Source organism: Bacteroides sp. 2201st1_D9_2201SCRN_220225, from assembly GCF_040928965.1.
In the GTDB taxonomy this organism is placed as follows: Bacteria; Bacteroidota; Bacteroidia; order Bacteroidales; family Bacteroidaceae; genus Bacteroides; species Bacteroides stercoris.
Genome location: NZ_JBCODG010000009.1, coordinates 30902 through 57478, shown reverse-complemented (window position 1 = coordinate 57478; position 26577 = coordinate 30902). Strand labels below are relative to the sequence as shown.

Below are 26577 nucleotides of genomic sequence, written 5' to 3'. Positions count from 1 at the left end.
TAATATTTATAACCCGAACATATCTGCAATATTAAGATTTACGGTTCCTATTACACTGATTCCTTTTTGCGGAACCTGCAGGGAACTATCGGCAGCCTTGTCTTTATAATTGAACAGGTTATCGATACCCAGATTGAGGGATATGCCTTTCGGAAGGGTAACTCCGGTATTCAACGAACACATCGTACGTGCATCGTAAGTGGTTATTTCATACGCATAAGTACCGTCATCATTTTGGTTTCTTGTATAAGTATCGAACTTTGCCCCCCACTGCCCGTTCAGCGAACAGTTAAAACCTATCTTTCCGAACTTATGCGAATACATAGCATTGAAAGTTGCCGTATGCGGGCGCACCAAAGAAGTATTCCGTCCGTCAACCTCTTCATAATCGTTCGTATAAGCATAAGAACCTGTCAATATCAGCCCGAAACCAAAACGGTAGCGCAAAATTGTCTCCAAGGCCGTAGTTTTGGCGTTATCGGCATTTACATATTGCATGTCGCTCGAACCGTCGCCCAATGACATATAGGCTATCTTGTTCCTGAAACGGTTGTGGGCAAAAGAAACCGACATGTTCAGCCCTCTCTTGGTAAACTCGCCGGACAGAGAGACTTGATTGCTGGTTTCCGGTTTCAAATCCGGATTACCGTACAGCATGAACCAACCCATACCACCCATATCGTATGCCTGGTAGAGTTCTTTCAGAGAAGGCGAACGGAATCCTTGTGCATAACCGGCACGGAAAGAGACATGGTCGCAAAAATGCCACAGTAAAGAAACCTTCGGAGTGACATGCCAATGATATTTCTCATGATAGTCGGCACGTACTCCCGCCACGATATTCAGCTCATCGAGGATATCCCAGTCTTCCTGCGCATAGAAAGCGTACAACTGGTTGTTAACATGGGAGCTGTCTTCCAGCATATAATGTTTCAGGTACTCAAAGTCACCTTCGAACCCGACACTGACAGTATGCTTGCCGAATGTTCCGGTATAATCGATACGCGGTGTCTGCTTGATATTACGGTAATCCGTAGTTTTCTTTCCGGATAAGAAATAGTCCTGGTTCTTCTGATAATTATCATAAATATATCCTATTACAAGTTGCTGTTTTTCTCCAGGAAGATATGTTACCTTACCGTTCAAGGTATAATCAAGGAATATGTCCTGGTACATCTTGCCCACACGCTTGTCTCGTTTATTGCGGTAAAACGAACCTTTCAAATCCGCATTTAGCTTTTCATTGCAGGTATAGCCTATTTTCTGCAAAAAATCCCAAATGTTGTATCCGTAGACCGTGGTGGAACCGGCATCTGCCTGCTTCTCTGCCGAAGAACCGTCACTTCCTTCCGTTACGGTGGTCTTACCTACCTCATCACCTATCTCATAAGTATCTTTTGTACGATAGGTAAGGCTGGTATAAGAAGTAAGACGATTTTTCTTCACACCGGTAGAAGCTGTATATTTCTGTCCGTTGGAACTGGCATAACGTGCATTCAAATTTCCGCTAAAGGGACGATTGGCGGTCTTTGTAATGATATTGATGACTCCACCCAATGCATTGGAACCATAGATTGTGGACTGGGCTCCCTTAATGACTTCTATACGTTCGATATCGTCTACATTGAAACGGGTAAAATCAACATTATGGTCGGCTCCTTCCCCACTTACGCGTTCGCCGTCTATCAAAAACAGCATATACTCTCCGTCCATGCCTTGATAAGATATCTCAGGCATCTGACTCATGGAATTATACCCAATCTGCAAACCCGGCAGTTCGTATTGCAGCAAAGTTTCGACATTCATCGGATTGAGTGCCTGAATCTCCTTTTGAGATATTACACGCGTCAGTACAGGTACCTCTTTCAACGGTTTTGCAACAAACGAACCGGTTACCACTACATCATTCAGTTGATTAGAAGAAGGAACCAATCGGATATGCAGTCGCGGCGGACGTACAGCCGGAACCGCTTTTACTTCCTGAGATTCGTATCCTATGAATGAAACCAACAGCGTATATTCTTTCGCATTTTCCAAACGGATAACAAATTCACCGTCGCTATCCGTGCCTGCTCCGAAAGTAGTTTCCAGCACCCTAACCGTAGCTCCAGGCATTGGCTGCCCGTTTTCATCTACGACATCTCCCAATATGGAATAGCGATAACGGTTGCTATCCCTTTCGTCCACTTCCTCCGCAAAGACAGTGGGCACTGCCGCTGCCAGCAAAAAAAGTAAGGAACAAAGAACCCGTCTCATTCTTATTTAATCGGGATAAATTCGTAATTGAATGTAACAAAACCGCTCTTATTCGTTTCAGAGTTTCCTGCAACTGTAAATTGAAGCTTCGCCCAACTGCCGTCCTTACACTTCAAAACTATCACATGCATTGTCGGTTCATAAATAGTAGGAGGCATACTACCTGTCTCCGTCTTTTTCACCCAACTGCACAACACTTTGTTCACAGTTGCAGTCTTGGCGTAACCGACGTTGCCTTGCATCATTTTGCTCATATCGGTGATGATGGCATATTCTTCATCCTCGTTTGTTATGTTTTCATCCGCTTTATAGTCTCCTTCAGGCAACTCCGTAATTTCATTCATATTTGTTTTCTCCGTATCGAAAACCATGCCACCGTTTGTTTTTATCTCATAACGGTGTATGGCGATATGCCATTCGATACCGATAGTTTCCTTCACTTTTGGCTCGCTTACCGAACCATCCGTATAAATCCATTCGCTTGTATCCGGATGTATTTCCGTTTCTCCGGTTTTCAGATTTACATAAGTCCATTTATCATAGGCAGATACATCCAGATTCGTTTTCGTACCTCCAACTCCGTCTCCCCATTGACTACCCTTATTATCGTCATCACTGCATGCTGCTCCTAATAAACCGATGGCCGCCATGACCAATACATCTTTAATTTTCATTTTAGCTTATTCCTTTTTAGCGTTAATAAATTAATTTTCACGCTGCAAAGTTAGATCGCACAGGTAGCTGGCACAATACCGATAAATAACTATATTAAAAACAATAATACCCACAAATAGTTAAAAAGTGCTGCCTGCACCTTCACAGGCGCAGGCAGCACAAACCACAAATACAAATACAACTAAACAAAGTTTTTCCTTAGATAATTCCCTGACCCATCATGGCGTGGGCTACTTTCATGAAGCCGGCGATATTAGCACCCTTCACGTAATTGATGTAGCCGTCGGGGTCTGTTCCGTATTTCACGCACTGAGCATGGATACCGTGCATAATGGCATGAAGTTTCTCGTCTACCTCAGCCGCACTCCAACTGAGATGCATTGCATTCTGTGACATTTCCAATCCGCTGGTAGCCACACCGCCTGCATTCACAGCCTTACCCGGTGCATACATAATCTTATTTTCAATAAAGAGGTCGATAGCTTCGGGGGTACATCCCATATTGGAGATTTCACCCACACAAGTCACCTTATTATCAATCAGATGCTGTGCATCTTCCCCATTCAACTCATTCTGTGTTGCACAAGGCAAAGCAATATCGGCTTTCACCTCCCACGGACGTTTGCCGGGAACGAAAGTAGAGCCGGGGAATTCATCGGCATACGGAGCTACGATATCATTGCCCGATGCACGGAGTTCCAACATATAATCTATCTTCTTGCCACTGATGCCGTTCGGGTCATAGATATAACCGTCGGGACCGGAAATCGTAATAACCTTAGCACCCAACTGGGTAGCCTTGGTAGCTGCACCCCAAGCCACATTTCCGAAACCGGAGATAGCAACCGTCTTACCCTTGATATCTATACCTTTGGTTTCCAGCATCTGGTTTACAAAATACAATCCACCGAAACCGGTTGCTTCAGGACGTATCAATGAACCGCCGAATTCCAGACCTTTACCTGTGAAAGTACCTGTAAATTCGCGTGTCAGTTTCTTATACATACCGAACATATAGCCCACTTCACGGCCACCTACACCAATATCACCGGCGGGTACGTCCATATCCGGACCGAGGTGACGCCACAATTCCAACATGAAAGCCTGACAGAAACGCATCACTTCCGCATCGCTCTTACCGCGCGGAGAGAAATCGGAACCGCCTTTACCGCCACCCATAGGCAGAGTGGTCAAAGCATTCTTGAAAGTCTGTTCAAACCCCAAGAACTTCAAGATAGAGAGGTTTACTGAAGCGTGGAAACGAATACCGCCTTTGTACGGGCCGATAGCATTATTGAACTGTACGCGATAACCGAGATTAGTCTGCACCTCGCCTTTATCATCCACCCACGTAACACGGAAAGTAAAAATACGATCGGGTTCAACCAACCGTTCTATGATTTTCGCTTTCTCGAACTCAGGATGCTGATTGTAGATATCTTCGATAGAAAGAAGTACTTCCTTTACGGCTTGAAGATATTCAGACTCGCCGGGATGCTTTGCCTCCAAAGAGGACATGATACGTTCGATATTCATAATATTACGTTTTAAAGGTTATTACCTTGTTAACTATTTGTTGCCTGAACAAAATGTCAATAAACAACACTGCAAATATAGGAAAACTTTTCAAAACACCTAAACATTGCAGCAATATTTTGATTAAATAATGATAAAACGTCAAATCACATAGAATATAAAAGAACAACAAACAAAAAAGCAGGGGACAACTGTATAAACTGCTTGCAAAGGTAATTCTTTATCCTTCATTCCTCATTCTTCATTTAAATTGCTACTTTTGTCCTCCGAACTAATAAACCATGAGAAAACATGCTCAGTAAGTTTAAATTAAACCAGCTCTATTTCAAAGATACGCAGTTTGCCAACCTCATGACGCGACGTATCTTCAATGTGCTTTTAATCGCCAATCCTTATGATGCTTTCATGCTGGAAGACGACGGCCGTATCGACGAAAAAATCTTTAATGAATATACTTCACTCTCCCTGCGCTATCCGCCGCGCTTTACACAGGTATCTACTTGCGAGGAAGCATTGTCCCAACTATCGTCCATGCCATACGACCTTATTATATGTATGCCGGGAACGGGAGATAATGAGGGATTTGACGTAGCGCGAACCATCAAGGGACAATACGAGCACATCCCTATGGTAATTCTGACCCCGTTCAGCCACGGCATCACCAAACGCATTGCCAACGAGGATCTCAGTTCGTTCGATTATATCTTCTGCTGGCTGGGGAACACCGACTTGCTGGTTTCCATCATCAAGCTGATAGAGGACAAGATGAATCTGGAACACGACGTCAGTGAAGTGGGCGTACAGATTATTCTTCTGGTAGAAGACGGTATCCGTTTCTACTCCTCTATCCTGCCCAATCTTTATAAATTTGTATTGAAACAGAGCCAGGAGTTTTCCACTGAAGCATTGAATGCCCACCAACGTACACTACGTATGAGAGGGCGCCCTAAAATCGTCCTTGCACGTACCTACAACGAAGCAATCGGCATATACGAAAAATACAAGAACAACATACTGGGAGTTATCACCGACGTCCGCTTCCCTCGCGTTGAACGCGGTGAGAAAGACGCACTCGCTGGTATCAAGCTGTGTGCCGCCATACGGAAAGAAGACCCGTTTGTTCCATTGATTATACAATCGTCCGAATCGGAGAACGTGTCGTACGCAGCCAAATACGATGCGGCTTTTATCGATAAGAATTCAAAGAAAATGGACGTAGACCTGCGCCGTATCGTATCGGACAATTTCGGTTTCGGCGACTTTATCTTCCGCAACCCCGACACACTGGAAGAGATTGCCCGCGTCAAGAATCTGAAAGAACTTCAGAATATCCTCTTTGCCGTACCGGCAGAATCGTTCCTCTATCATATCAGCCGCAACCATGTGAGCCGCTGGCTCTATTCACGCGCCATGTTTCCCATTGGCGAGTTCTTGAAACCTATTACGTGGAACAGTCTTCAGGATGTGGATGCCCACCGCAAAATCATCTTTGAAGCAATTGTAAAGTACCGCAAGATGAAAAACCAGGGTGTGGTAGCTGTTTTCAAACGCGACCGTTTCGACCGTTACTCGAACTTTGCCCGTATCGGCGACGGTTCACTGGGCGGCAAAGGCCGTGGCCTGGCATTCATTGACAACATGGTGAAACATCATCCGGAATTCGACGAATTTGAAAATGCCCGCGTTGCCATACCCAAAACGGTAGTACTGTGTACGGATGTGTTCGATGAATTCATGGAGACTAACAACCTGTATCAGATAGCCTTGTCCGATGCCGACGACGATGTGATTCTCCGCTACTTTCTGAAAGCCAAACTGCCCGACCGTCTGGTTGAGGACTTTTTCACTTTCTTCGATGTGGTAAAATCACCTATTGCCATCCGCTCTTCCTCACTATTGGAAGACTCGCATTACCAACCTTTCGCCGGTATATACAATACTTATATGATTCCTTATCTGGACGATAAGTATGAAATGCTCCGTATGCTCAGTGATGCAATCAAAGGAGTCTATGCTTCTGTATATTTCCGCGATTCAAAGGCTTATATGCAAGCCACAAGCAATGTCATCGACCAGGAGAAAATGGCCGTAATCCTGCAGGAAGTGGTCGGCAATCAGTATGGCGACCGTTATTACCCGTCCATGTCGGGCGTGGCGCGTTCGCTCAACTATTATCCTATCGGAGACGAAAAAGCTGAAGAGGGTATTGTCAACCTGGCACTCGGGCTGGGCAAATACATCGTAGACGGCGGTATGACTCTCCGGTTCTCTCCCTATCACCCCAACCAAGTTCTGCAAACCAGCGAAATGGAGATTGCGCTCAAAGAAACCCAAACACGTTTTTATGCACTCGACCTGCGTAACGCCGGACATGACTTCTCCATTGACGATGGTTTCAACCTATTGAAATTACACGTAAAAGAGGCCGAGAAAGACGGTGCTCTCAAATATATAGCTTCCACCTACGACCCTTACGACCAGATAATCCGTGACGGTTTATATCCGGGCGGGCGCAAGGTTATCACCTTCGCCAATATCTTGCAGCATGATGTATTTCCTCTGCCCCGCATTTTGCAATTGGCATTGAAATACGGACAGCAGGAAATGCGCCGTCCTGTAGAAATCGAATTTGCAGCTACCATGAACCGTGAAAAGGACAAGACCGGGACGTTCTACCTGTTGCAAATACGCCCGATTGTCGACAGCAAGGAAATGCTTGACGAGGACCTCACAGCCATTCCCGATGAAAAACTGCTGCTACGATCCAATAATTCATTAGGGCATGGCATAATGAATGAATTACAGGATGTAATTTATGTAAAGACCGACAACTACAGCGCTTCCCACAATCAGGAAATAGCCTGGGAGATAGAAAAATTGAACCAGCAATTTTTGGACGAGGGCAAGAACTATGTACTGATAGGGCCGGGACGTTGGGGCAGCAGTGATACCTGGCTCGGTATTCCCGTTAAATGGCCCCACATCAGTGCAGCGCGTATCATTGTAGAAGCAGGACTGACGAACTATCGTGTCGATCCTAGCCAGGGAACACACTTTTTTCAGAACCTGACTTCATTCGGAGTAGGCTATTTCACAATCAATGCTTTCATGAATGACGGTGTGTATAATCAAGACTTTCTGAATGCGCAACCTGCTGTATATGAGTCCAAATACCTGCGTCACGTGCACTTTGAACATCCTATAACCGCCAAAATGGACGGAAAGAAGAAACAGGGAGTAGTATTGCTACCCTCATGATAAGATTTTATGTCTAAAACAAGATTAAAACCAGATTAATCAACTATTCTTTTTTTGAGAAAAATGGGACAAATGATGTCCCATTTTTCATTTATAACTGCAAAACAAGGCGATAAGCGCTAATTATCTCATCTAAAAAACATATTTTTGTACCCGACTTCAAGAATTAGCAGGTAAAAAGATAACCAAACACTGTTGTTAATGGGTAAAAAATATACAACTTTTCTAACCCTGTTTACAGTAATATGTATTACATTGACCGGATGTGAGCGGGAGAATGAACAAACTGCAAACCAGGGCAGACTTAATCTGAAATTAGCAGTTGATACAAATGTAGAAAACATGGTAACACGTGCTACCGCTGATGAAGAGACATTACCCGACATCAACGACTTCTCAATTGCCGTTCTTCAAAATAATAATGTACAACTTACCTGGAACAGGTATGCCGACTTTACAGACGGAACGGAAATTGCAGCCGGCAACTATACACTAAAGGCCACTTATGGAAACATAGAAACCCAAGGTTTTGAAGCCCCTTACTACGAAGGAGCAAAAGAGTTCTCCATAAAAAAGAACGAAAGTACAAACATATCGGTCATATGTTATCTTGCCAATGTAAAAGTTACGACAGAATACACGGAACTTTTCAAAAAATATTTTACAGACTACACCGTAAACATACGCCCTGCCGGCAGTACGGACATCTCGTTCGACAAGAATGAAACAAGGGCCGCATACGTAAAGCCTGGCAAGATAAGCATTTACCTGTCAGGAAGCAAACAACAAGGAAACAAAGTCACATTTGAAGCCGCTACCATAGAGAATGCAAAGGCACGCCAGCATTACCGTCTGAAATTTGACGTACAAGCAGGGGGTACGGAATTGGATGTATCATTCACGGACGAAACGGAAAGAGTGCCGATAACCATAGATATTTCGGACGATGCCTTGAACACACAGCCACCGTTCTTTACGCCAACGGGGTTTGAATCGGGAGTTGCCCGGGAGTTAACGGAATGGACAGAACCCGAATCCCCTTTATCAGCCTTGCTGACGGCGCGTGGCGGAATATCCAAATGTGTCTTGACAACCCGCTCTCCTTCTCTGTTAAGCAAGGGATGGCCTGCCGAGATTGATCTGGTAAATCCGGAACCAGGCATGCTTACCACATTACAAGATTTGGGGCTGGAGTTAAAAGGATTAAGTGCCAATGTCGATAAAATGGCAATATTGGACTTCACAAAAGTACTGGTCAATATATCTCATTCGGAAACAGACGAAGAAAATACATTTACCTTGACCGCAACAGACAAATTGAGTAAAGTAAACAAAGAGCCATTGGTACTCAAAATCAAATCTCTGCCTAATGGTTTTGACGTAGCCAAGCCTATGAATGCCGAACGTGGAAGCACTACCATACTGCTGACCGTCATTTTGAAAGGGGACATATCCAAAGTCAGCTATCAATATCAGGCATACGGCTATTGGCAACCTTTAGTTCCTACAAGCATAGAGAGCGACAAAGATACGCACCAAGTAACCATCACGTTCAAAGACGGGTTACAGGAACCTCAACAGATAAAAGTAATTGCGGGAGATAAAGAAAAGACCGTGACAGTAGGAATCGGTGAATCATCCTGTTCCCTGACTGCTCCCGAAGGAGATGTATGGACTAAAAAAGCCACTCTCTATTTGGTTGGAGACACGGAGGGAACAACCGAATATCTGAAGACGGTTAAGGATATTACCGTAAAATGCAGAAAAGCGTCAGGAGACTGGTTTTCTCCATCACAAGAAAAAATAAAAAATGCGGTTGAGGTTAGCGGATTAGAGCCTGGCACCGATTACATATTTAAAGCCGTAATAGATGGAACCAATACAATTACCGTCAAGAATGAAGTATCCGTAAAAACCGAAGAAGCACTACAGATACCCAATTCCGGTTTTGAAGACTGGCATACAGATTCCGATACACGGTGGTCTGCTGGGACTTTTGGAGATTTCACCCACTATTTTTATTACCCTTATACTAAAGGTGCTACTGATATATGGTGGAATACAAACAACAAATATTCCCAAGCATGGGTTGTGGCACCGGTACAGACAACAACCTGTCCGGCCGTTATCTATGTAAAAGACGCAAAAAGCGGTGCTAAAGCAGCGGAGATTCACACAGCCGGTTCCGGCGGAGGATATTCGAGTACCCCTGTCACGATGTACCCCGAGGGAGCAAAAGCAGGACGCTTATTCATAGGGACCTATAATTGGAGTGACAAGAAAGAGACCGTAACAACTGGACATCTTTTCACCTCCCGACCCTACGGAATGAAATTCTGGTATAAATACACTCCCTATCAGACAGACAACTTTAAAGTTGAAATCGAGATACGCAGCGGGAATAAAGTCATAGCAGGCGGCTCGTACATATCAGAAGCCGCAAGTTCTGCAGACAGCGAATATCAGGAAGCATATATCAACCTCGACTACCAAGGAAATATGGAAAAAGCAACTGACATATATGTCAATATTCTATCAACAACCAAAACCTCTTTCGGCAGTGACGATTTACAGAAAGCCGGAACAATTGATTTGACAGATTGTGCAACAGGCTGGACCACCCATTTAGGCAGCCGCCTCAAAATAGACGATTTAGAACTTATATATGAATAACAAAATATGAAGAAATCAAACACCCTGTTTACTCTGGCATTCTTTGCTATTCTGGTATTCTCTTCATGCGAACGCGAGCAATGGGGAAACGCCCAAAAAGGTCCTGACGACATAGACAATCGTGCCGAAGGTCAAATAGGACTGTCTGCATTAAAAGTCTCCGTAGACGAGAAAACAGCTACTACAGTTACCCGTGCAGGAATCAATACCGACAATTTCATTATCCGCATTTACGATATGGATAAAGAAGGAAAAATGGTGCAAGAGTGGAAATGCAGCGAGATGCCCGAAATATTCACGCTAAAGGTAAGCCATTACAGTATCACAGCCATGTCTCACGAAGTACAACCGGCAGAGTTCGAAAAGCCCTATTACTTCTCCAAACAGGATTTTGAAATTACTGAAAATACGGTAACGGATCTTAAAGAACTGGTTTGTACCTTGAATAATATCAAGGTAAGAATAGCCTATGACAGCGAACTTCAAAAGCTGTTGGATGAAGACTCCAAAGTCCAGGTATCCGTCGGTGAAGGGCGTTTGGAATATGCAAAAGACGAAACACGTGCAGGATATTTCAAATCCATCGGTGAAACCAACATTCTGATTGCCGACCTCAGCGCAACCATTCAAGGAGAGAAAGTTACGATGTCCAAAGCCTTCATCGACGTCCTTCCCGGTGAAGAACGTATCATTAAATATTCGATGAAACAAAACAGCGGTGGTGACGGCGACAATGGAGAGATTGGAAAGGTCGACATCCAGATAGATGCAACATGTGAGGTTGTAGAGAAAGACATAACCATAGCCCCGGGAGAAGAAGAGCCGCTACCCGAACCCGAACCGAATCCCGAACCGAGTCCCGGAACCAAACCGGCAATCACCGGCAAAGGTTTCGATATTACCCAGAGCATAACCATACCACCCGGTGTCTCAACGGACAATCCCTATCCTGTAATTGTAAAAATAGCGGTACCGGAAGGTATCCGGAATTTAGAGATAGGAATAACTTCCAGCAGTACCGATTTTGCAAATGCCATTTCCGATTTGGGACTCACCGACTTTGACTTGGCAAACCCGGGAGCGTTAATCGGAATACTCCAGAACTTAGGTCTACCCTATGGGGATAAAGTTACCGGTAAAACCGATATTGACTTTGATATCAGTGGATTTACAGGATTATTGGTGGGCTTTCCCGGAACCCACAGATTCAATCTAAAGGTTACGGATAACAAAGGAAACACGGCATCCGCAATATTAGCCCTTATCGTAAATTAAGCAAAGCACAATGCTAAAGAGATACTTCAAATATTATCTGACAGCCATAACAGTGATTTCATTTATCGCCTGTTCGGAAAAGTACACCTTGAACGGAGAGGGAATGCTTCATTTGAAAGTAGGTGTAACCGACCAGGTGAAAGTTACAACCCGTTCTATGACCGATGAATTACAGGATTCTTTACAACGCCACTGTACAATCGACATCCTTAATGAAAAGGGAACCGTCCGCCGGTACAAAGGAGTAAACGAACTTCCGGAAGCGCTTTACCTCTCTGCCGGCAGCTACACAGCCCTTGTTACGGCAGGCGACTCAGTACCCGCTTCTTTCGAAACTGTATACTATAAAGAAGAACGTCCCTTCCACATTAACAGCGGCGAAGTTACCAACCTGGAGCTAACTTGCGGCATCGCCAATACGGTAGTTGCCGTAAAATATGATGAAGCATTGAGCTCCGTATTCCAAACCTATAAAGTTACGGTATCCACTGCAGACGGTACTTTAGATTATCTTCCCGAAACCAAAGACTCCATCGGCTACTACATGCTGCCGGCGGGCAATACTAAGCTGCAATGGCATCTGGAAGCAACCATGCCCAACGGAAAAAGCTATACAAAAGAAGGAAACATTCCGGATGCGCAATCCGCCTATCGCTACGACTTGTCCTTCAACTTCATACCGACAGACTACGCAGACGGTGGCGGTACGGTAAAAGTCAGTGTCAACGCCAATCCGATAAGAGAAATAACCGATGAAGTACAGATTTATCAACGACCTATCTTCCGCGGCGAAAACTTCGATATAACCTCTTCCGCATTCTATGAAGTAGGCATGGGAACGGAATTATCGTATACCGTAACAAGTACATCCGTACTCAATGAACTGTCCATGTACTGCGAACAATTCGCACAATGCGGACTTCCCGTCCGGATGAACCTCATGAGACTGACGGAAATGGAAAGGGGGCGTTTGGAAGCTTCCGGTCTGTCATACAAATCCGAATACAATACCGGCAGCGATGTCGGTACGATGCGTGTGACGTTTTCAGACGGTTTAATGAAACATATCACAGCAAAAGAAGGGACTTATAACATAATATTACATGCTACCGATGTCCGCAACCGCACCAATGAAGGGGTATTATCCATATCCGCTTCCGATGCAGTGGTGCTGACCAAAGAGGTTACAGAAGGTGACATATGGACATCGAAAGCAGTCTTGCGGGGCGGTCTGATGAAAGAAACATCCGATCCCTTGATATTCCGTTACCGGATAACCGGCTCATCCGACTGGAAGGAAGTGGAAGCTGTGTTGAACGGTAAAGAAATGACAGCTGCCATCACCGGTCTGAAAGTGGCTACCACCTATGAATATGTAGCGGTTGCCGGAGAAAAGGCATCTTCCGTGGTTTGCAGATTCACTACGGAGAAAGCCACCCAACTTCCCAATGCCGGGTTTGAGAAGTGGCATGGTTCCAAGCCGACCTATGTATACGAATCCGGCGGAACGATGTTCTGGGATACCGGCAACCACGGTTCACAAAAGGCCGGAACGGATATAACCACCGCGGACGGTTCTGTAAAGCATGGCGGTAGCTACTCAGCCAAACTGGAATCCAAATTCGCCAGCATGTTAGGCATCGGGCAGTTTGCGGCTGGCAATGTATTTTCCGGCAAATACCTGGCTACCAATATGGATGGTGTCGTAGGTAATGGTGTACTGGGTTGGGGACGTCCGTTCGAATCTCGTCCTACGGCATTGCGCGGATATGTCCGCTACCAATCCAATACCGTGAACTACGACAACAGTTGCGAATTTATCGACAAAGGCGATCCGGATATAGGAAGCATCTTTATCGTATTGGGCAACTGGCCCGGCGAAACATACGGCGGAGAGACATGGCCTGTAATAGTCAGAACCAACTATAAGACTCCGGGCAGCGCACAACTGTTCGATGTCAACAGCGAGTATATCATAGGTTATGGTGAAAAGGACTTCACATCTTCGACAGAAGGAGAAGGAATGATTGAATTCAACATTCCGGTAGAGTACCGTTATACCAACCGGAAGCCGACAGCTATCATCATCGTAGCCTCATCCAGTAAGTACGGCGATTATTTCAGTGGCGGAACAGGAAGTACGATGTGGCTCGACGACTTCGAATTAGTTTATGAATAAAAACATCTGTGAAGTGATACAAAAAGCAATCATCATAACATTAGCCCTGGCAGCTATCGCAGGCGGTAAAGTCCAAGCGCAAGAATTCAAACGCCAAATCGAACAAAGCACATTTGTTCCCAAAGGCCAATGGATAGCAGGCAGTTCGATATCTTACTCCGAACATACCGAGGATAACTACCAGTTCCTGATTATCGACGGATTCAAATCCGACGGCTATACATTCAAAGTCAGTCCCCTGGTATGCTATGCGTTTAAAGACAATATAGCGGCCGGAGGCCGGTTTGCCTACAGCCGTTCATTGATAAAGATAGATGGCCTGACGCTGAATATCGATGATGACAATCAGTTTGACATCAACGACCTGTATCAGTTGAAACACACATATTCAGGTATGCTGATACTGCGTAACTACATCAGTTTGGGCAAAAGCAAGCGGTTTGCACTCTTTAACGAAACCCAGCTGGAATGGTCGGGCAGCCAATCCAGAGTAATAAACGGAAAGGACGAGTCGGTCACCGGAACTTTCGCCACAACCACCGGCATGAGCATCGGAGCAGCACCGGGCATTGTGGCATTCATCAACAACTATACTGCAGTAGAAGTCAGTATCGGTGTGCTTGGATTGAACTTCAGTAAAACCAAACAGACAACCAACCAGGTGTATCAAGGCGAACATTCGTCAAGTAGCGCCAATTTCAAGATAAACCTGTTTTCCATAGGTCTGGGACTGGCCTTTTATTTATAATCAAGGATGAAGAAGTTACTTATATATATGGTGTGCATCATGGTGGGTATGGAAACAGTCCGGGCACAAGAAACGCAGGAAGTGTTATTCCAAGCGCACGACTCGTTACGGGTACGGACAGTTTATGTACACGACACGATATACATTGAACGGCCGGCTGTTGAAGCGACTCAACCGGACAGTTCGGAAATTATCTATACCAAACCGGTCGGACGCTTCGACCGGGGAATTATCAATTACCGTTTTATACCCAAAAAGAAATGGGTAGGCGGACTTACGTTCTCCTATATCAATTATGACGGCGAAGACAGCCGGATGCTGTTCTCATTGATAAAAGACTTTGATTGCAACTTCCGTACAATATCCGTCAGCCCATTTGTAGGTTATGCATTCAAGGACAATGTCATAGTCGGACTCAAAGCCGGGTATAACCACACCGTAGCCGACCTGGGTAACATATCGCTAAACATTGACGACGATTTGAGTTTCGACCTCAAAGACATACGCTATTCGGAAGACTCGTATAGCATCGCACTGTTCCACCGTTCGTATGTGGGACTGGACAGAGGCAAGCGCTTCGGATTCTTCAATGAGAGTTCGCTTTCCTACAACAATGGCAGCAGCACTTTCACCCGTGGCAAGGACGAAGCATTGAAACGCACGGAAACCACCATACACGAGATACATCTGGGTTTGAATCCCGGTGTTGCCGTATTCATCATGGAGAATGTATGCGCCGAGATGTCATTCGGTGTTGTCGGCTTCAAGTACAGAATAGAAAAACAGAAGAACAATGAAGGTGAAACAGGCAAACGCACTGCCAGCGGCGCCGACTTCAAAATAAACTTGTTCAACATAAATATAGGAATTACACTTTGCCTGTAAGATACATGAAGAAAATAAAAACATATGCAACCGGACTGTTCCTGATATTGGCAGGGCTGCTGAGCTCCTGCATAGAGAACAATGTACCCTATCCCATTATAAAGCTCGACATCACTGCGCTCGAAGTAGAGGGGGAAACTACAGGAGCAGTTATCAGTACGGAGAACCGTACAGTGACAGTGACCCTTGCCGATACCGTAAATATGAAGAAAGTATATATCAGGAAAGTGGAAATGACGGAAGGTGCAAGAAGCATCTTACGTCCGGACACGACTTTCGACCTGACCAATCCTCAAACGGTTATTCTGTCCCTCTACCAGGATTATCCGTGGAAAATCATAGCCAAACAGCCGATCGACCGCCGTTTTGTTGTAGAAGGCCAAATCGGTGAGGCCATTTTCTATGTAAACGAAAAAGAGAGAAGAGCCATTGCCTATGTAAGCAAAGAGCAGGATTTGTCCAAAATTAAAATCAAAGAACTAAAGTTAGGACCTACCGGCTCCACCATACACGGATACGACGGCAACGCCACGGTAATGAACTTTACAGGCGGACAACCGCAAATCGTAATCGTCACTTACCGGGATATACTGGAAGACTGGACACTCAATGTGTTCGAAACAGATGCTGTCAAGATAACATCGGCAGACGGTTGGGTCAATGTAGCCTGGCTGTATGGAGAGGGGCTTGAAGGCGAAGACAACGGCTTCGAAATACGTGAGGCAACCTCTGAAGAGTGGCAGAAAGTAGATGCTTCCTATATGATAACGACCGGTGGCAGTTTCTCGGCCCGCATTCCTCACCTGAAAGCATCGACCGCCTATGTCTGCCGTGCATATTCGGGAACTTCCATAAGTACGGAAAAGACCTTCACCACTACAGCGGCAATAGAACTGCCCAATGCTTCTTTCGATTATTGGAGCATGGATGGCAAAGTGGCAAACCCCTGGGAAGAAAATAGTACGCCATTTTGGGATACCGGCAATATAGGCGTTACCACAGCCAGTCAGAGCAATTCCACCCCCACCGATGACACCGCTGCCGGAAGCGGCAAAGCAGCCAGGCTGGAATCGAAGAATGTAATCGTGAAATTTGCTGCCGGCAACCTGTTTACGGGAAAATTCATCAAGGTGGACGGTACAAACGGTATTTTGAACTTCGGCCAGCCATTTACAGGCCGCCCGACAAAATTGAAAGGATACTACAAATATACCACCGCACCTGTCACAGACCTGCCAGCCGAAGGTAGTCAGGACTATACGCGTTTCCAAAATTACAAGGGAAAGCCCGATACATGTGCCATATACATCGCTTTGGGCGATTGGACGGAACCGATAGAGATACGCACCCGCCCTACCAACAGAAAGCTGTTTGACAAAAACGACGAGCATATCATCGCCTATGCCGAAATGTACAGCGGAACAACAGTAACGGAATACAAAAAGTTCGAATTGAACCTGGACTACCGTGTTACTAACCGTGTACCAACCTACATTGTCATCGTATGCTCGGCAAGTAAATATGGCGACTACTTCGTAGGGGGCAGAGGAAGCACACTTCACGTAGATGAGTTTAGTTTGGATTATGACTATTGAAAAGAATAAGAAGATATGAGAAACGCAATGCGATACATATTCATACTCTGCCTGTTTCTTGGGTTTACAAGCTGCCAGGAAGACGTTTTGCAACCCTCGTACAAAGGCAAAGGACGGCTCGTGCTGAAAGATGTGGATATTTCGGCAGAAGCCTCAGCAGAGACTGTCACCCGTGCCACAAGCACTTTTACCGCACCAACGGCATCTGAACTGACATACAAAGTAACCGATACGCAGACCGGAGAAGTGGTGTACAACCAAACAGGAGAGTTCACGTCTTTAGTATTGGATGAAGGCTTTTACAGGTTAGAAGCATCTTATGGAACGGAAAACATGGGAACCGCTCCTTATTTATATGCCGCAACAGAAGAGTTCCGGATTACAACAGCCACGGAAACAGCAAAGAGCCTTTCCGTAAAGCTATCCTGCGCAATCGTCCATCCTACAATAGCCGATAATTTGCTTGAGCACTACGACACCTACAAAATCGAGATTTCCGATGGGACAAGCATACAAGAAATCCCTAATAACGCTGACTTTTTTGTACCGGCAGGCAAGGATTATACATTAACATTATCCGGTACGAATACTTTAAATGAAGCAAAATCGAACTCTTGGGAACTAAAAGACGTGCTTGTCGCTAATCGCTATACACTGAATTGCAATCCCGATTTGCCTTCTTTTACACTACCGGAGCAAATGGAAGGAGATGTATGGAGTACATTTATATATATTACTCCTATGACGGCAACGAATATGAGCTCCAAACCGGAAATGACGGAAAAAGTGTTGGCCAATATCGTGTACGAAGCTTCAGCGGACGGAATTAACTGGATACAAGCTATAAATGATAATGGAAAGACTGTTATAAAGGGGCTCGTTGCCAACAACCAATATACCATCCGTTCCCGCTTTGGAAGCATCATCTGTACTAATTCACAGCAAGTAACAATGGAAAGTGCAGAACAATTGGAGAATGGCAATTTTGAATCAGTCTGGAATAAAAAAGAGATAAATGGAGGTAACGGCAGTTGGAGCCGTCCATTATATTGTTATTACCTTCCAGGTTGGAACACGAGAAATGAAAGAACGACCAAAGGTGGGGAAAGTGCCACAGGCTGGGGAACAGGAGTCGGTTATGGAGTCTGGTGGCGCTGGTGTTCCGGTACTGTTCCAACAGCAGACAGCAGCAAAGACGCAAATGCTGTAGAAATTTCAACATTGGCATTCTACAACAAAAAAGTCAGTGGCACTTGGAGCAGAGATGAAGTATATACTTATACCCGGGATAACGGAACAGCATATGCAGGTTACCTTTTCACAGGCACATTCGATAAAAACACCGATACATACACATTAGGCATACAGCATGAAAGCCGTCCTACAAGTATATCGTTCGACTACAAATATTCCCCTGTCATCAACGACAAGTGCCTGGCTTATGCCAAAGTATATAATGCGGATAAAAAAGAAATTGCAAGTACCATTGAATTCAACTCATCCGGACAAGAGGAGTATACCACACAGACTCTCAAATTTGAATATAATAAAGAGCATATGCAAAGCAAGGCCAAATATATTACTGTCTTTTTTCAATCCGGTTACGATACCACTATCTCCAATATGCATAGAGAAAACGGTGGTTACGGTAGTTCTCCCTTTGGAGAAGACCGTGTCGTAGGTAGTGTTCTCAAAATAGATAATGTTGTCTTAAACTATGATTACGAATAATTAAACCCCAATTATAACAATGAAGAAACTTTTAGCTTTAGCAGGAATTGCGCTGATTGCAGCAGCCTGCACCAATAATGATGAACCGGTACAAGAATGCGGACAGATTAATCTCACTCTGGAAAACTCCACTGCTCCTGAAATCGAAGTAAGCACCCGCACGGTAACAGACCTTACGGAAACGGATGCGAAGGACTACAACATACAAGTCCTCCAAAACGGCAATGTGAAATTAGAGTCAACCAACTTTCTGACCTTTAAGAACACCACCTTCATCTTCCCCATAGGAAGCGGCTACACAGTTACGGCTGAAAGCTGCACGGAAGAGGTTGGACAATCCGCTAATGACGGAGTGGGACAAATACGTTACTTCGGAACAAGCGCCCCTTTTGAAGTCAGGACCAATGAGATAAGCAACGTCAAAGTAACCTGCACTATGGCCAATGCCAAAGTAAGTATTGCCTATGACGAAGTCTTTGCACAGGTATTCAATGGTTATACCGTTGAGGTTTCTACAGAGGCGGAACCTTCACGGATCATCACCTTCGACAGTAACGGCAAATGCAACAGTACATACGATGCAGCGTTTTTTAACATCGACAGTAAAAATCCTAATCTGAAATGCACCGTTTCCGGTACATATAAAGGCAATGTGCGTACAGCAACGCAAACCATTCAGCTTGAAGCGGCAAAATGGTATAAACTGAATATAAAAACCAGCGCCAGCGGCAGAATTGACATGGGAATTTCGGTTGACGACACCGTAGAAGAAAAGCCTCAAGATGTAGAAGTAAATCCTTACTTATAAAACGCAGGATATATCCATTCTACGTTTTCAGCAACACCATCATCTGTTTGTAATATCAGAATGATGACGCAAGAGCATCCTCCAGCCATTCCACCCTGACAGCATAATTGTGTTTTTAGGGTGGCACAGTTGTGCCATTTAATAGGCACGGTTGTGCCACAAGCTTGGCACAAATATAAATACGCTTATAACTTTCTCAGTGTCAGGACTACCACCTCACTTGGTGCAAACAACCGCAGATTCTTACTGGAAGTTCCGATACCGTTTGTTATGATGACAGGTTGCTTGTCGGAATTAGTCCTTATCCCTTTCAGGAAACGTTGCCCGTAACGAGAAGGAACTACAGGAGCATACAGCCCGAACAGCGTTACCTGCCCGCCGTGCGTATGTCCTGCAAGCACAAGGTCGGCATTGGTTATGGGAACATCTTCGGCATAATCGGGAGTATGCGTCAGCAATATGACGAAGTCATCGGGAGAGAGGGAAAGCGTGGGCGACTGCCCGTTCCGTTCAAGATTGAAAGGATTGCGCACCCCGGCTATCACAATCCGCTCACCATTCCGCTTCAAAGTATCCGCTTTATGCTCCAGCAAGCGAATGCCCTGACGTTCCATTTCCTTTAGAATATCATCGTAACAAGCCTCATAATCATTGTTTCCAAGAACGGCATAAGTGCCCAAAGGCGTTTTCACAGCTCCCAATGCCGCAATCACAGCCGGAACATACTCGCAGCCCTCATGCAGGTCACCACCTATCAGCAGGGCATCGACCTGCAAATCATTCAACAGGCGGGTGATGTCCTTCAGCCCTTTCTCTTTCAGCAAACTACGGTAGTGCAAATCCGAGACAAAAGCCAGCCTGCAACCGTCGAATGCGGCAGGAACATCACGGTGTGCAAACTCATACTGCCTGATGCGCTTCACATTCTTATATCCGGATGCCGGAAATCCGGATATCCGGACAGAATACTCACCGGGAAGAGGCGAGGTAAAATTACGCGCAGACCGGCACGATGAAAAGAACAGCAATACCGGAAAAGAAAAAAACAGCAGTCTCCCGAACCCTCTATAAAACAGTGCCTGAGCCATAGATTTATCTTTATTGTTTGACGCAATGAATAATTTTACCCGAATAGCAGTGCAAAGATAACAAATCCTTTCACTATCTTTGTAGTATAACTTTCTAAAAGTACGACATGAAAGCAATAGCTACCAACTCGTTCCACGCATGGATACTTGCCGCCCGTCCCAAGACACTGACGGGAGCCGTTATTCCCGTATTGACAGGTTCTGCTCTGGCATTTGCCGATGAAGCATTCAACATCATACCGGCGCTGCTATGTGCCCTGTTTGCCTGCGGCATGCAGATTGCCGCCAATTTCATCAACGACCTTTACGATTACCTGAAAGGCAGTGACCGTGCAGACCGCCTCGGCCCCGAACGTGCCTGCGCACAAGGCTGGATTACTCCCACAGCCATGAAACGAGGGATAGCAGGTATGCTCATATTTTCCTGCCTCATAGGTTGCACACTCTTGCAGCAGTGCTGGGGACAATTGCCTCACGGCGGTTGGGAACTGATACTGCTGGGGTTGCTCTGCGTAATATTCGCTTTCCTATACACCACCCTACTCTCCTACAAAGGCTGGGGTGACTTGCTCGTACTGGTTTTCTTCGGCTTTATCCCCGTAGGCGGAACTTATTACGTACAAGCCCACTCCATTACGGCCGACGTATGGGTAGCCTCGTTCATCTGCGGTCTGGTAATAGACACCTTGCTGGTCGTAAACAACTACCGCGACCGGGAACAGGACGCCCTCAGCGGCAAACGTACGCTGATTGTCCGTTTCGGCGAACCTTTCGGCCGTTACCTATATCTGGGATTAGGCGTGGCAGCCGCCTTGCTCAGCCTATGGTTTGTTTATACCGGCAAAATAGAGCCGCTTGCCTTTATCTGGGCTCCCTGCGTCTACCTCTGCCTGCATGTGCTGACCTGGCACAGAATGGCAGCCATACGAAGCGGTAAAAAACTAAACAGCATATTAGGTGAAACCTCACGTAATATGCTGTTCTTCGGCTTGTTGCTAAGCCTTGCCTTTATTCTGTAACGGTTATTTCTTTCCGTACATTCTTTCGTAGTACTTCTGATAATCGCCGCTGGTAACTTCTTCCACCCAGTCCTGATTATTCAGATACCATTCGATGGTCTTAACGATACCCACTTCAAATTTTGTTTCGGGATACCAGCCTAAGGCATCCGTTATCTTGGTGGGGTCGATGGCATAACGCTGGTCATGACCGAGGCGGTCCTTCACGAACGTTATCAGATCTTCGTTTATCCAACTGATGTCAATCTGTCCGTCGGCATCTTTCACTTGCTTTTTCAGGACTGCACGGTATTTCGGCTCCTCTTCCATGAGACGGCGGATAGTAGCGATAGTCAGTTTCACAATCTCCAGATTGGTCTTTTCGTTATGGCCGCCTACGTTATAAACCTCACCTTCCACGCCTTTGCGCACTACAAGGTCGATGGCCTTACAGTGGTCTTCCACGTACAGCCAGTCGCGTACATTGCTGCCGTCACCGTACACTGGCAGGTTCTTGCCTTCAAGGATATTCTTTATAATCAGCGGAATCAGTTTTTCCGGGAAGTGATACGGGCCGTAGTTATTGGAACAGCGGGTGATGGTAACAGGCATTTTGTAGGTATCATGATAGGCCATCACCACCATATCGGCACTGGTCTTGGAAGCGCTGTACGGGCTATGCGGACACAGCGGGGTCTTCTCCGTGAAGAAGCCTTCCGCTCCCAGCGAACCGTAAACCTCGTCCGTAGATACCTGATGATAGCGCACTCCGTTACGCCAGGTAGGATAGCCTGACTCGTCCTTACCCGTCACCCATGCACGACGGGCGGCATCCAGCAGATTCTGAGTACCCAGAATGTTGGTCATAAGGAACAGTTGCGGATTCTCGATACTGCGGTCTACATGGCTTTCGGCTGCGAAGTTCACCACATAATCGAATTTATATTTGGCAAACAGTTCATCGGCAAGGATACGGTCGCAAATGTCGCCTTTCACGAAGAAGCAACGTTCATCATCGATGTCCTTGGCAATAGTACCTAAATTGCCCGCATAGGTCAGGGCATCCAATATTACAACTTTTATATCGTCGTGCTTCGCCAGAATATACTTTATATAATTAGCTCCGATAAAACCGGCAGCACCGGTTACAAGATAAGTCTTCATAAATTAAAAATTGAGAATTAAAAATTAAGAAATAGAGAAGTCACATGTTTCTTGTCAGCGGTACGAGTCTGCAAGTTCCATCAGATATTTGCCGTATTCGGTTTTTCCAAGCTGTTCACCGAGACGATGGAGCTGGTCTACATCTATCCAGCCTTTGCGCCATGCTATCTCCTCAATACAGCTCACACGGAACCCCTGACGGTTCTGTATGGTAGCAACGAAATTGCTTGCTTCGAGCAGGCTGTCGCAATTACCCGTATCCAACCAGGCGAATCCACGTCCGAAGAGTTCCACTTTCAGCGTTCCTTCTTCCAGATAAAGACGGTTGAGGTCGGTTATTTCATATTCACCGCGGGCAGAAGGCTTCAAGGCGGCGGCCTTTTCCGTCACAGTAGAATCGTAGAAGTACAAACCGGGAACCGCATAATTGCTCTTGGGCTGTGCCGGTTTCTCTTCTAGAGAAATGGCCTTGCCGTCGGCATCGAACTCTACCACGCCGTATGCACGCGGGTCTTTTACATAATAACCGAAGATACATGCACCCTTCTCGATAGAAGCGGCACGCTTCAACATGGCGGAAAAGCCCTGACCATAGAACATATTATCGCCCAAGATAAGGCATCCCGGCTCACCGTTCAGAAATTCCGCTCCAAGCACGAAAGCCTGTGCCAGTCCGTTGGGCTTTTCCTGTATCTTATAAGAAAAAGACATACCAAGCTCCTCGCCTGTTCCTAACAAATCGCGAAACATGGGTAGGTCGCGCGGAGTGGAGATAATCAGCACTTCACGTATTCCCGCCAGCATCAATGTAGAAAGGGGGTAGTAAATCATGGGTTTGTCGTAGACCGGCATAATCTGCTTGGAGATAGCCTTTGACAATGGATAGAGACGAGTGGCGCTGCCACCTGCAAGAATAATTCCTTTCATATTTCAGTTCTTTATTGGATTGACTTCAAATGTAGAATAAAATAAGAAGGAGGACAATGCCCCACGGCTCTCGTTGCTATTCAGGGCACAAAGTTCTGAAAAAGTTCTGACATGACAAAATAATAAAGTCAAAATCAGCCGGCAAGCTCTATGACTTCAAGGTCTTTGAACACGCCGTTGTCCACAACGAAACGCACCATGGTACGCACTTTATGAAAGCCGTAAATGCCCGCTGCGCCGGGGTTTATATGAAGCATGCCCAGTGTCTTGTCGAACTTCACCTTCAATATATGCGAATGACCGCTGATGAACAGTTTGGGCGGATGCACCAGAATGCTTCCCTGTATGGACGGATCGTATTTGCCGGGATAGCCGCCGATATGTTTCATCAGCACCTCGGCGCCGTCTACCGTAAAACGGAGCACCTGCGGATAGAGCCGGCGCAGATCCTGCCCGTCTATGTTGCCGTACACCGCACGGAACGGACGGAAAGCCGCCAGCTTCTGTGCCACTTCCAACGTACCGATGTCACCTGCATGCCATATTTCATCGCACGGCTCGAAGTACTGCAAATACTTCTCATCCCAATACCCGTGCGTATCCGACAGTAAACCAACTTTTGTCATTTTTCATTTGTTTATGTGTGCAAAGGTAGCTATATTTGGAAAATAAACCTAATCTTATTTATGGAGAGCAGATATTTCAAGCGCGACATCAGTTGGTTGTCATTCAACTACCGGGTATTGCTGGAAGCGGAAGACGATACACTGCCGCTGTACGAGCGCATCAACTTTATATCCATATACTCGTCCAACCTGGAAGAGTTCTACAAAATACGTGTGGCCGACCATAAGGCCATTGCCACCGGCGCCGCACACAGCGATGAAGAGAGTGTGCAGTCCGCCATGCAACTGGTGTCCGAAATCAACGAAGAGGTGAACCGCCAACTGGAAGAGCGTATCCGCATCTACGAACAGAAAATACTGCCTGCCCTGCGGCAACAGCACATCATCTTCTACCAAAGCCGCAACGTAGAGCCTTTCCATAAAGAATTCCTGCGGAGCTTCTTCCGGGAAGAAATCTTTCCGTATCTCTCTCCCGTACCTGTCAGCAAGGACAAGGTAATATCGTTCCTGCGCGACAACCGTCTGTACCTTGCCATACGACTGTATCCGAAAGGAGACAAGGGCACAGAGGGACAAGCAAACAAAGGAAGAACTCCCCAATACTTCGTGATGAAGCTGCCCTACAGCAAAGTGCCCCGCTTCATCGAGCTGCCCAAGCACGGGAAGAACTACTACCTGATGTTCATCGAGGACATCATCAAAGCCAATATCGACACGATATTCCCCGGCTACGATGTGGACAGCAGCTACTGCATCAAGATTTCGCGGGATGCGGACATACTGATAGACGAGTCCGCCAACACATCCGAAATTATAGAGCAGGTGAAAAGCAAAGTGAAAAAACGCAAGATAGGAGCCGTCTGCCGTTTTGTGTACGACCGCGCCATGCCCGACGATTTTCTGGACTTCCTTGTAGATGCCTTCCGCATCAACCGCCAGGAACTGGTTCCGGGCGACAAACACCTCAATATGGAAGACCTGCGGCATCTGCCCAATCCGAACAATGCCGTGCGCCCCATCCGCAAGCCTCAGCCCATGAAGCTGACCTGCCTGGACGAGCGGGAGTCCATCTTCCGGTATGTGGAGAAAAAAGACCTGCTGTTGCACTACCCGTACCACTCTTTCGAGCACTTCATCCATTTCCTGTACGAAGCCGTACACGAACCCACCGTGCGCGAAATCATGGTAACCCAATACCGCGTTGCGGAAAACTCCGCAGTTATCAACACCCTGATAGCCGCCGCACAGAACGGTAAGAAAGTAACCGTTTTCGTAGAGCTGAAAGCCCGTTTTGACGAGGAGAACAACCTTGCCACCGCCGAGATGATGAAAGCCGCCGGTATCAATATCCTGTTCAGCCTGCCCGGACTGAAGGTACATGCCAAAGTAGCCCTTGTGCTGCGCCGCGACAGACAAGGCCACAAACTGCCCAGCTATGCCTACATCAGCACCGGAAACTTCAACGAAAAGACCGCCACGCTCTATGCCGACTCCGGTCTGTTCACCTGCAACCCCATACTCGTAAACGACCTGCACAACCTGTTCCGCACTTTTCAGGGCAAGGAAAATCCCGTGTTCCACCGCCTGCTGGTGGCACGCTTCAACCTGATTCCCGAACTGAACCGCCTCATCGACCATGAAATAGAACTGGCGAAAAGCGGAAAACAAGGAAGGATTATACTCAAAATGAACGCCCTGCAAGACCCCGCCATGATAGACCGCCTGTACGAAGCCTCGCAGGCCGGAGTCAGGATAGACCTTATTGTACGGGGTATCTGCTGCCTCATTCCCGGACGGAAGTACAGCCGTAACATCCGTGTAACACGTATTGTGGATACATTTCTGGAACATGCCCGCGTGTGGTACTTCGGCAACGGCGGGAAGCCGAAACTTTTCCTCGGTTCGCCGGACTGGATGCGCCGGAACCTGTATCGCCGCATAGAGGCTGTAACCCCAATTCTGGACCCGGATTTGAAACGGGAACTGTCGGACATGCTTTCCATCCAGCTCTCGGACAAGCGCAAAGCCTGCTTTGTGGACGACCACCTGCGTAACCGCTGGAAATCAGCCCGTCCGCAAAAGGAGAAAGTACGGGCGCAATATACTTTCTACGAATACCTGAAAAGCGGAGAACTGAAAGTGGAAAGTTGAGAGA

General features: G+C 46.2%; 18 protein-coding genes. 11 read left to right on the top strand and 7 right to left on the bottom strand.

The features are described from left to right. Window positions 1-6 precede the first annotated feature (6 nt). From AB5903_RS04485 to gdhA, 3 genes are all read right to left on the bottom strand, one after another. Window positions 7-2256: a TonB-dependent receptor gene (locus tag AB5903_RS04485; RefSeq protein WP_368117674.1), complete on the bottom strand. Its 2250-nt coding sequence runs from the start codon at window positions 2254-2256 to the stop codon at window positions 7-9. Between the two features lie 2 nt (window positions 2257-2258). Next, window positions 2259-2930, bottom strand: a complete 672-nt coding sequence (locus AB5903_RS04480; protein ID WP_272710163.1) for an HmuY family protein — start codon at window positions 2928-2930, stop codon at window positions 2259-2261. A gap of 199 nt (window positions 2931-3129) precedes the next feature. After that, complete coding sequence (gene gdhA / locus AB5903_RS04475; protein WP_005657089.1) at window positions 3130-4467, bottom strand: NADP-specific glutamate dehydrogenase; 1338 nt, start codon at window positions 4465-4467, stop codon at window positions 3130-3132. Between the two features lie 291 nt (window positions 4468-4758). Here gdhA and AB5903_RS04470 point away from each other — a divergent pair, with 291 nt between their 5' ends. From AB5903_RS04470 to AB5903_RS04430, 9 genes are all read left to right on the top strand, one after another. Next, window positions 4759-7725 (top strand): PEP/pyruvate-binding domain-containing protein, encoded by a 2967-nt coding sequence (locus AB5903_RS04470; RefSeq protein ID WP_005657091.1) that lies wholly within the window; start codon window positions 4759-4761, stop codon window positions 7723-7725. Between the two features lie 201 nt (window positions 7726-7926). Beyond that, complete coding sequence (locus AB5903_RS04465) at window positions 7927-10398, top strand: DUF4493 domain-containing protein (protein WP_005657093.1); 2472 nt, start codon at window positions 7927-7929, stop codon at window positions 10396-10398. Between the two features lie 6 nt (window positions 10399-10404). Beyond that, the gene (locus tag AB5903_RS04460) at window positions 10405-11673 is read left to right on the top strand and encodes a DUF4493 domain-containing protein (protein WP_005657095.1); all 1269 of its coding nucleotides are present in this window, start codon (window positions 10405-10407) and stop codon (window positions 11671-11673) included. Between the two features lie 10 nt (window positions 11674-11683). Then, window positions 11684-13852 (top strand): DUF4493 domain-containing protein, encoded by a 2169-nt coding sequence (locus AB5903_RS04455; RefSeq protein ID WP_368117673.1) that lies wholly within the window; start codon window positions 11684-11686, stop codon window positions 13850-13852. A 13-nt stretch (window positions 13853-13865) separates the two neighbouring features. After that, window positions 13866-14600 (top strand): hypothetical protein, encoded by a 735-nt coding sequence (locus AB5903_RS04450; protein WP_368117672.1) that lies wholly within the window; start codon window positions 13866-13868, stop codon window positions 14598-14600. A 6-nt stretch (window positions 14601-14606) separates the two neighbouring features. Continuing rightward, window positions 14607-15485, top strand: coding sequence for a hypothetical protein (locus AB5903_RS04445; RefSeq protein ID WP_368117671.1), 879 nt, complete (start codon window positions 14607-14609; stop codon window positions 15483-15485). A gap of 5 nt (window positions 15486-15490) precedes the next feature. Next, window positions 15491-17080 (top strand): PCMD domain-containing protein, encoded by a 1590-nt coding sequence (locus AB5903_RS04440; RefSeq protein WP_368117670.1) that lies wholly within the window; start codon window positions 15491-15493, stop codon window positions 17078-17080. Window positions 17081-17095: 15 nt separating this feature from the next. Then, complete coding sequence (locus AB5903_RS04435; protein ID WP_005657104.1) at window positions 17096-18811, top strand: DUF4493 domain-containing protein; 1716 nt, start codon at window positions 17096-17098, stop codon at window positions 18809-18811. Window positions 18812-18830: 19 nt separating this feature from the next. Further along, a complete protein-coding gene (locus tag AB5903_RS04430; protein WP_005657105.1) occupies window positions 18831-19619 on the top strand; it encodes a DUF4493 domain-containing protein in 789 nt (262 codons plus the stop codon). A gap of 185 nt (window positions 19620-19804) precedes the next feature. On the opposite strand, the gene AB5903_RS04425 is transcribed toward AB5903_RS04430, so the two are convergent. Next, entirely contained in the window at window positions 19805-20707 is a 903-nt protein-coding gene (locus tag AB5903_RS04425) for a metallophosphoesterase (protein ID WP_272710175.1), read from the bottom strand. A gap of 107 nt (window positions 20708-20814) precedes the next feature. Here AB5903_RS04425 and menA point away from each other — a divergent pair, with 107 nt between their 5' ends. Beyond that, window positions 20815-21726: a 1,4-dihydroxy-2-naphthoate octaprenyltransferase gene (gene menA, locus AB5903_RS04420; RefSeq protein WP_005657109.1), complete on the top strand. Its 912-nt coding sequence runs from the start codon at window positions 20815-20817 to the stop codon at window positions 21724-21726. 3 nt (window positions 21727-21729) lie between these two features. On the opposite strand, the gene rfbB is transcribed toward menA, so the two are convergent. The 3 genes from rfbB to AB5903_RS04405 all read right to left on the bottom strand — a co-directional run bounded on the left by rfbB (window position 21730) and on the right by AB5903_RS04405 (window position 24422). Further along, the gene (gene rfbB, locus AB5903_RS04415) at window positions 21730-22869 is read right to left on the bottom strand and encodes a dTDP-glucose 4,6-dehydratase (protein WP_005657111.1); all 1140 of its coding nucleotides are present in this window, start codon (window positions 22867-22869) and stop codon (window positions 21730-21732) included. Window positions 22870-22923: 54 nt separating this feature from the next. Next, window positions 22924-23796, bottom strand: a complete 873-nt coding sequence (gene rfbA / locus AB5903_RS04410) for a glucose-1-phosphate thymidylyltransferase RfbA (RefSeq protein WP_005657113.1) — start codon at window positions 23794-23796, stop codon at window positions 22924-22926. 134 nt (window positions 23797-23930) lie between these two features. Further along, window positions 23931-24422, bottom strand: a complete 492-nt coding sequence (locus AB5903_RS04405; RefSeq protein WP_005657116.1) for a metallophosphoesterase — start codon at window positions 24420-24422, stop codon at window positions 23931-23933. A 60-nt stretch (window positions 24423-24482) separates the two neighbouring features. Between AB5903_RS04405 and AB5903_RS04400 the strand changes: the two genes are divergently transcribed. Next, window positions 24483-26573, top strand: coding sequence for an RNA degradosome polyphosphate kinase (locus AB5903_RS04400; RefSeq protein WP_117902833.1), 2091 nt, complete (start codon window positions 24483-24485; stop codon window positions 26571-26573). The last annotated feature ends 4 nt before the right edge of the window (window positions 26574-26577 follow it).

Excerpts from the sequence above, each read along its gene's own strand:
- AB5903_RS04425 (WP_272710175.1), bottom strand. The coding sequence starts at position 20,707 with ATGGCTCAGGCACTGTTTTATAGAGGGTTCGGGAGACTGCTGTTTTTT.
- rfbA (WP_005657113.1), bottom strand. The coding sequence starts at position 23,796 with ATGAAAGGAATTATTCTTGCAGGTGGCAGCGCCACTCGTCTCTATCCA.
- AB5903_RS04480 (WP_272710163.1), bottom strand. The coding sequence starts at position 2,930 with ATGAAAATTAAAGATGTATTGGTCATGGCGGCCATCGGTTTATTAGGA.
- AB5903_RS04465 (WP_005657093.1), top strand. The coding sequence starts at position 7,927 with ATGGGTAAAAAATATACAACTTTTCTAACCCTGTTTACAGTAATATGT.
- AB5903_RS04460 (WP_005657095.1), top strand. The coding sequence starts at position 10,405 with ATGAAGAAATCAAACACCCTGTTTACTCTGGCATTCTTTGCTATTCTG.
- AB5903_RS04445 (WP_368117671.1), top strand. The coding sequence starts at position 14,607 with ATGAAGAAGTTACTTATATATATGGTGTGCATCATGGTGGGTATGGAA.
- AB5903_RS04430 (WP_005657105.1), top strand. The coding sequence starts at position 18,831 with ATGAAGAAACTTTTAGCTTTAGCAGGAATTGCGCTGATTGCAGCAGCC.
- AB5903_RS04455 (WP_368117673.1), top strand. The coding sequence starts at position 11,684 with ATGCTAAAGAGATACTTCAAATATTATCTGACAGCCATAACAGTGATT.
- AB5903_RS04405 (WP_005657116.1), bottom strand. The coding sequence starts at position 24,422 with ATGACAAAAGTTGGTTTACTGTCGGATACGCACGGGTATTGGGATGAG.
- AB5903_RS04470 (WP_005657091.1), top strand. The coding sequence starts at position 4,759 with ATGCTCAGTAAGTTTAAATTAAACCAGCTCTATTTCAAAGATACGCAG.
- rfbB (WP_005657111.1), bottom strand. The coding sequence starts at position 22,869 with ATGAAGACTTATCTTGTAACCGGTGCTGCCGGTTTTATCGGAGCTAAT.
- menA (WP_005657109.1), top strand. The coding sequence starts at position 20,815 with ATGAAAGCAATAGCTACCAACTCGTTCCACGCATGGATACTTGCCGCC.
- AB5903_RS04440 (WP_368117670.1), top strand. The coding sequence starts at position 15,491 with ATGAAGAAAATAAAAACATATGCAACCGGACTGTTCCTGATATTGGCA.
- AB5903_RS04435 (WP_005657104.1), top strand. The coding sequence starts at position 17,096 with ATGAGAAACGCAATGCGATACATATTCATACTCTGCCTGTTTCTTGGG.
- gdhA (WP_005657089.1), bottom strand. The coding sequence starts at position 4,467 with ATGAATATCGAACGTATCATGTCCTCTTTGGAGGCAAAGCATCCCGGC.
- AB5903_RS04400 (WP_117902833.1), top strand. The coding sequence starts at position 24,483 with ATGGAGAGCAGATATTTCAAGCGCGACATCAGTTGGTTGTCATTCAAC.
- AB5903_RS04485 (WP_368117674.1), bottom strand. The coding sequence starts at position 2,256 with ATGAGACGGGTTCTTTGTTCCTTACTTTTTTTGCTGGCAGCGGCAGTG.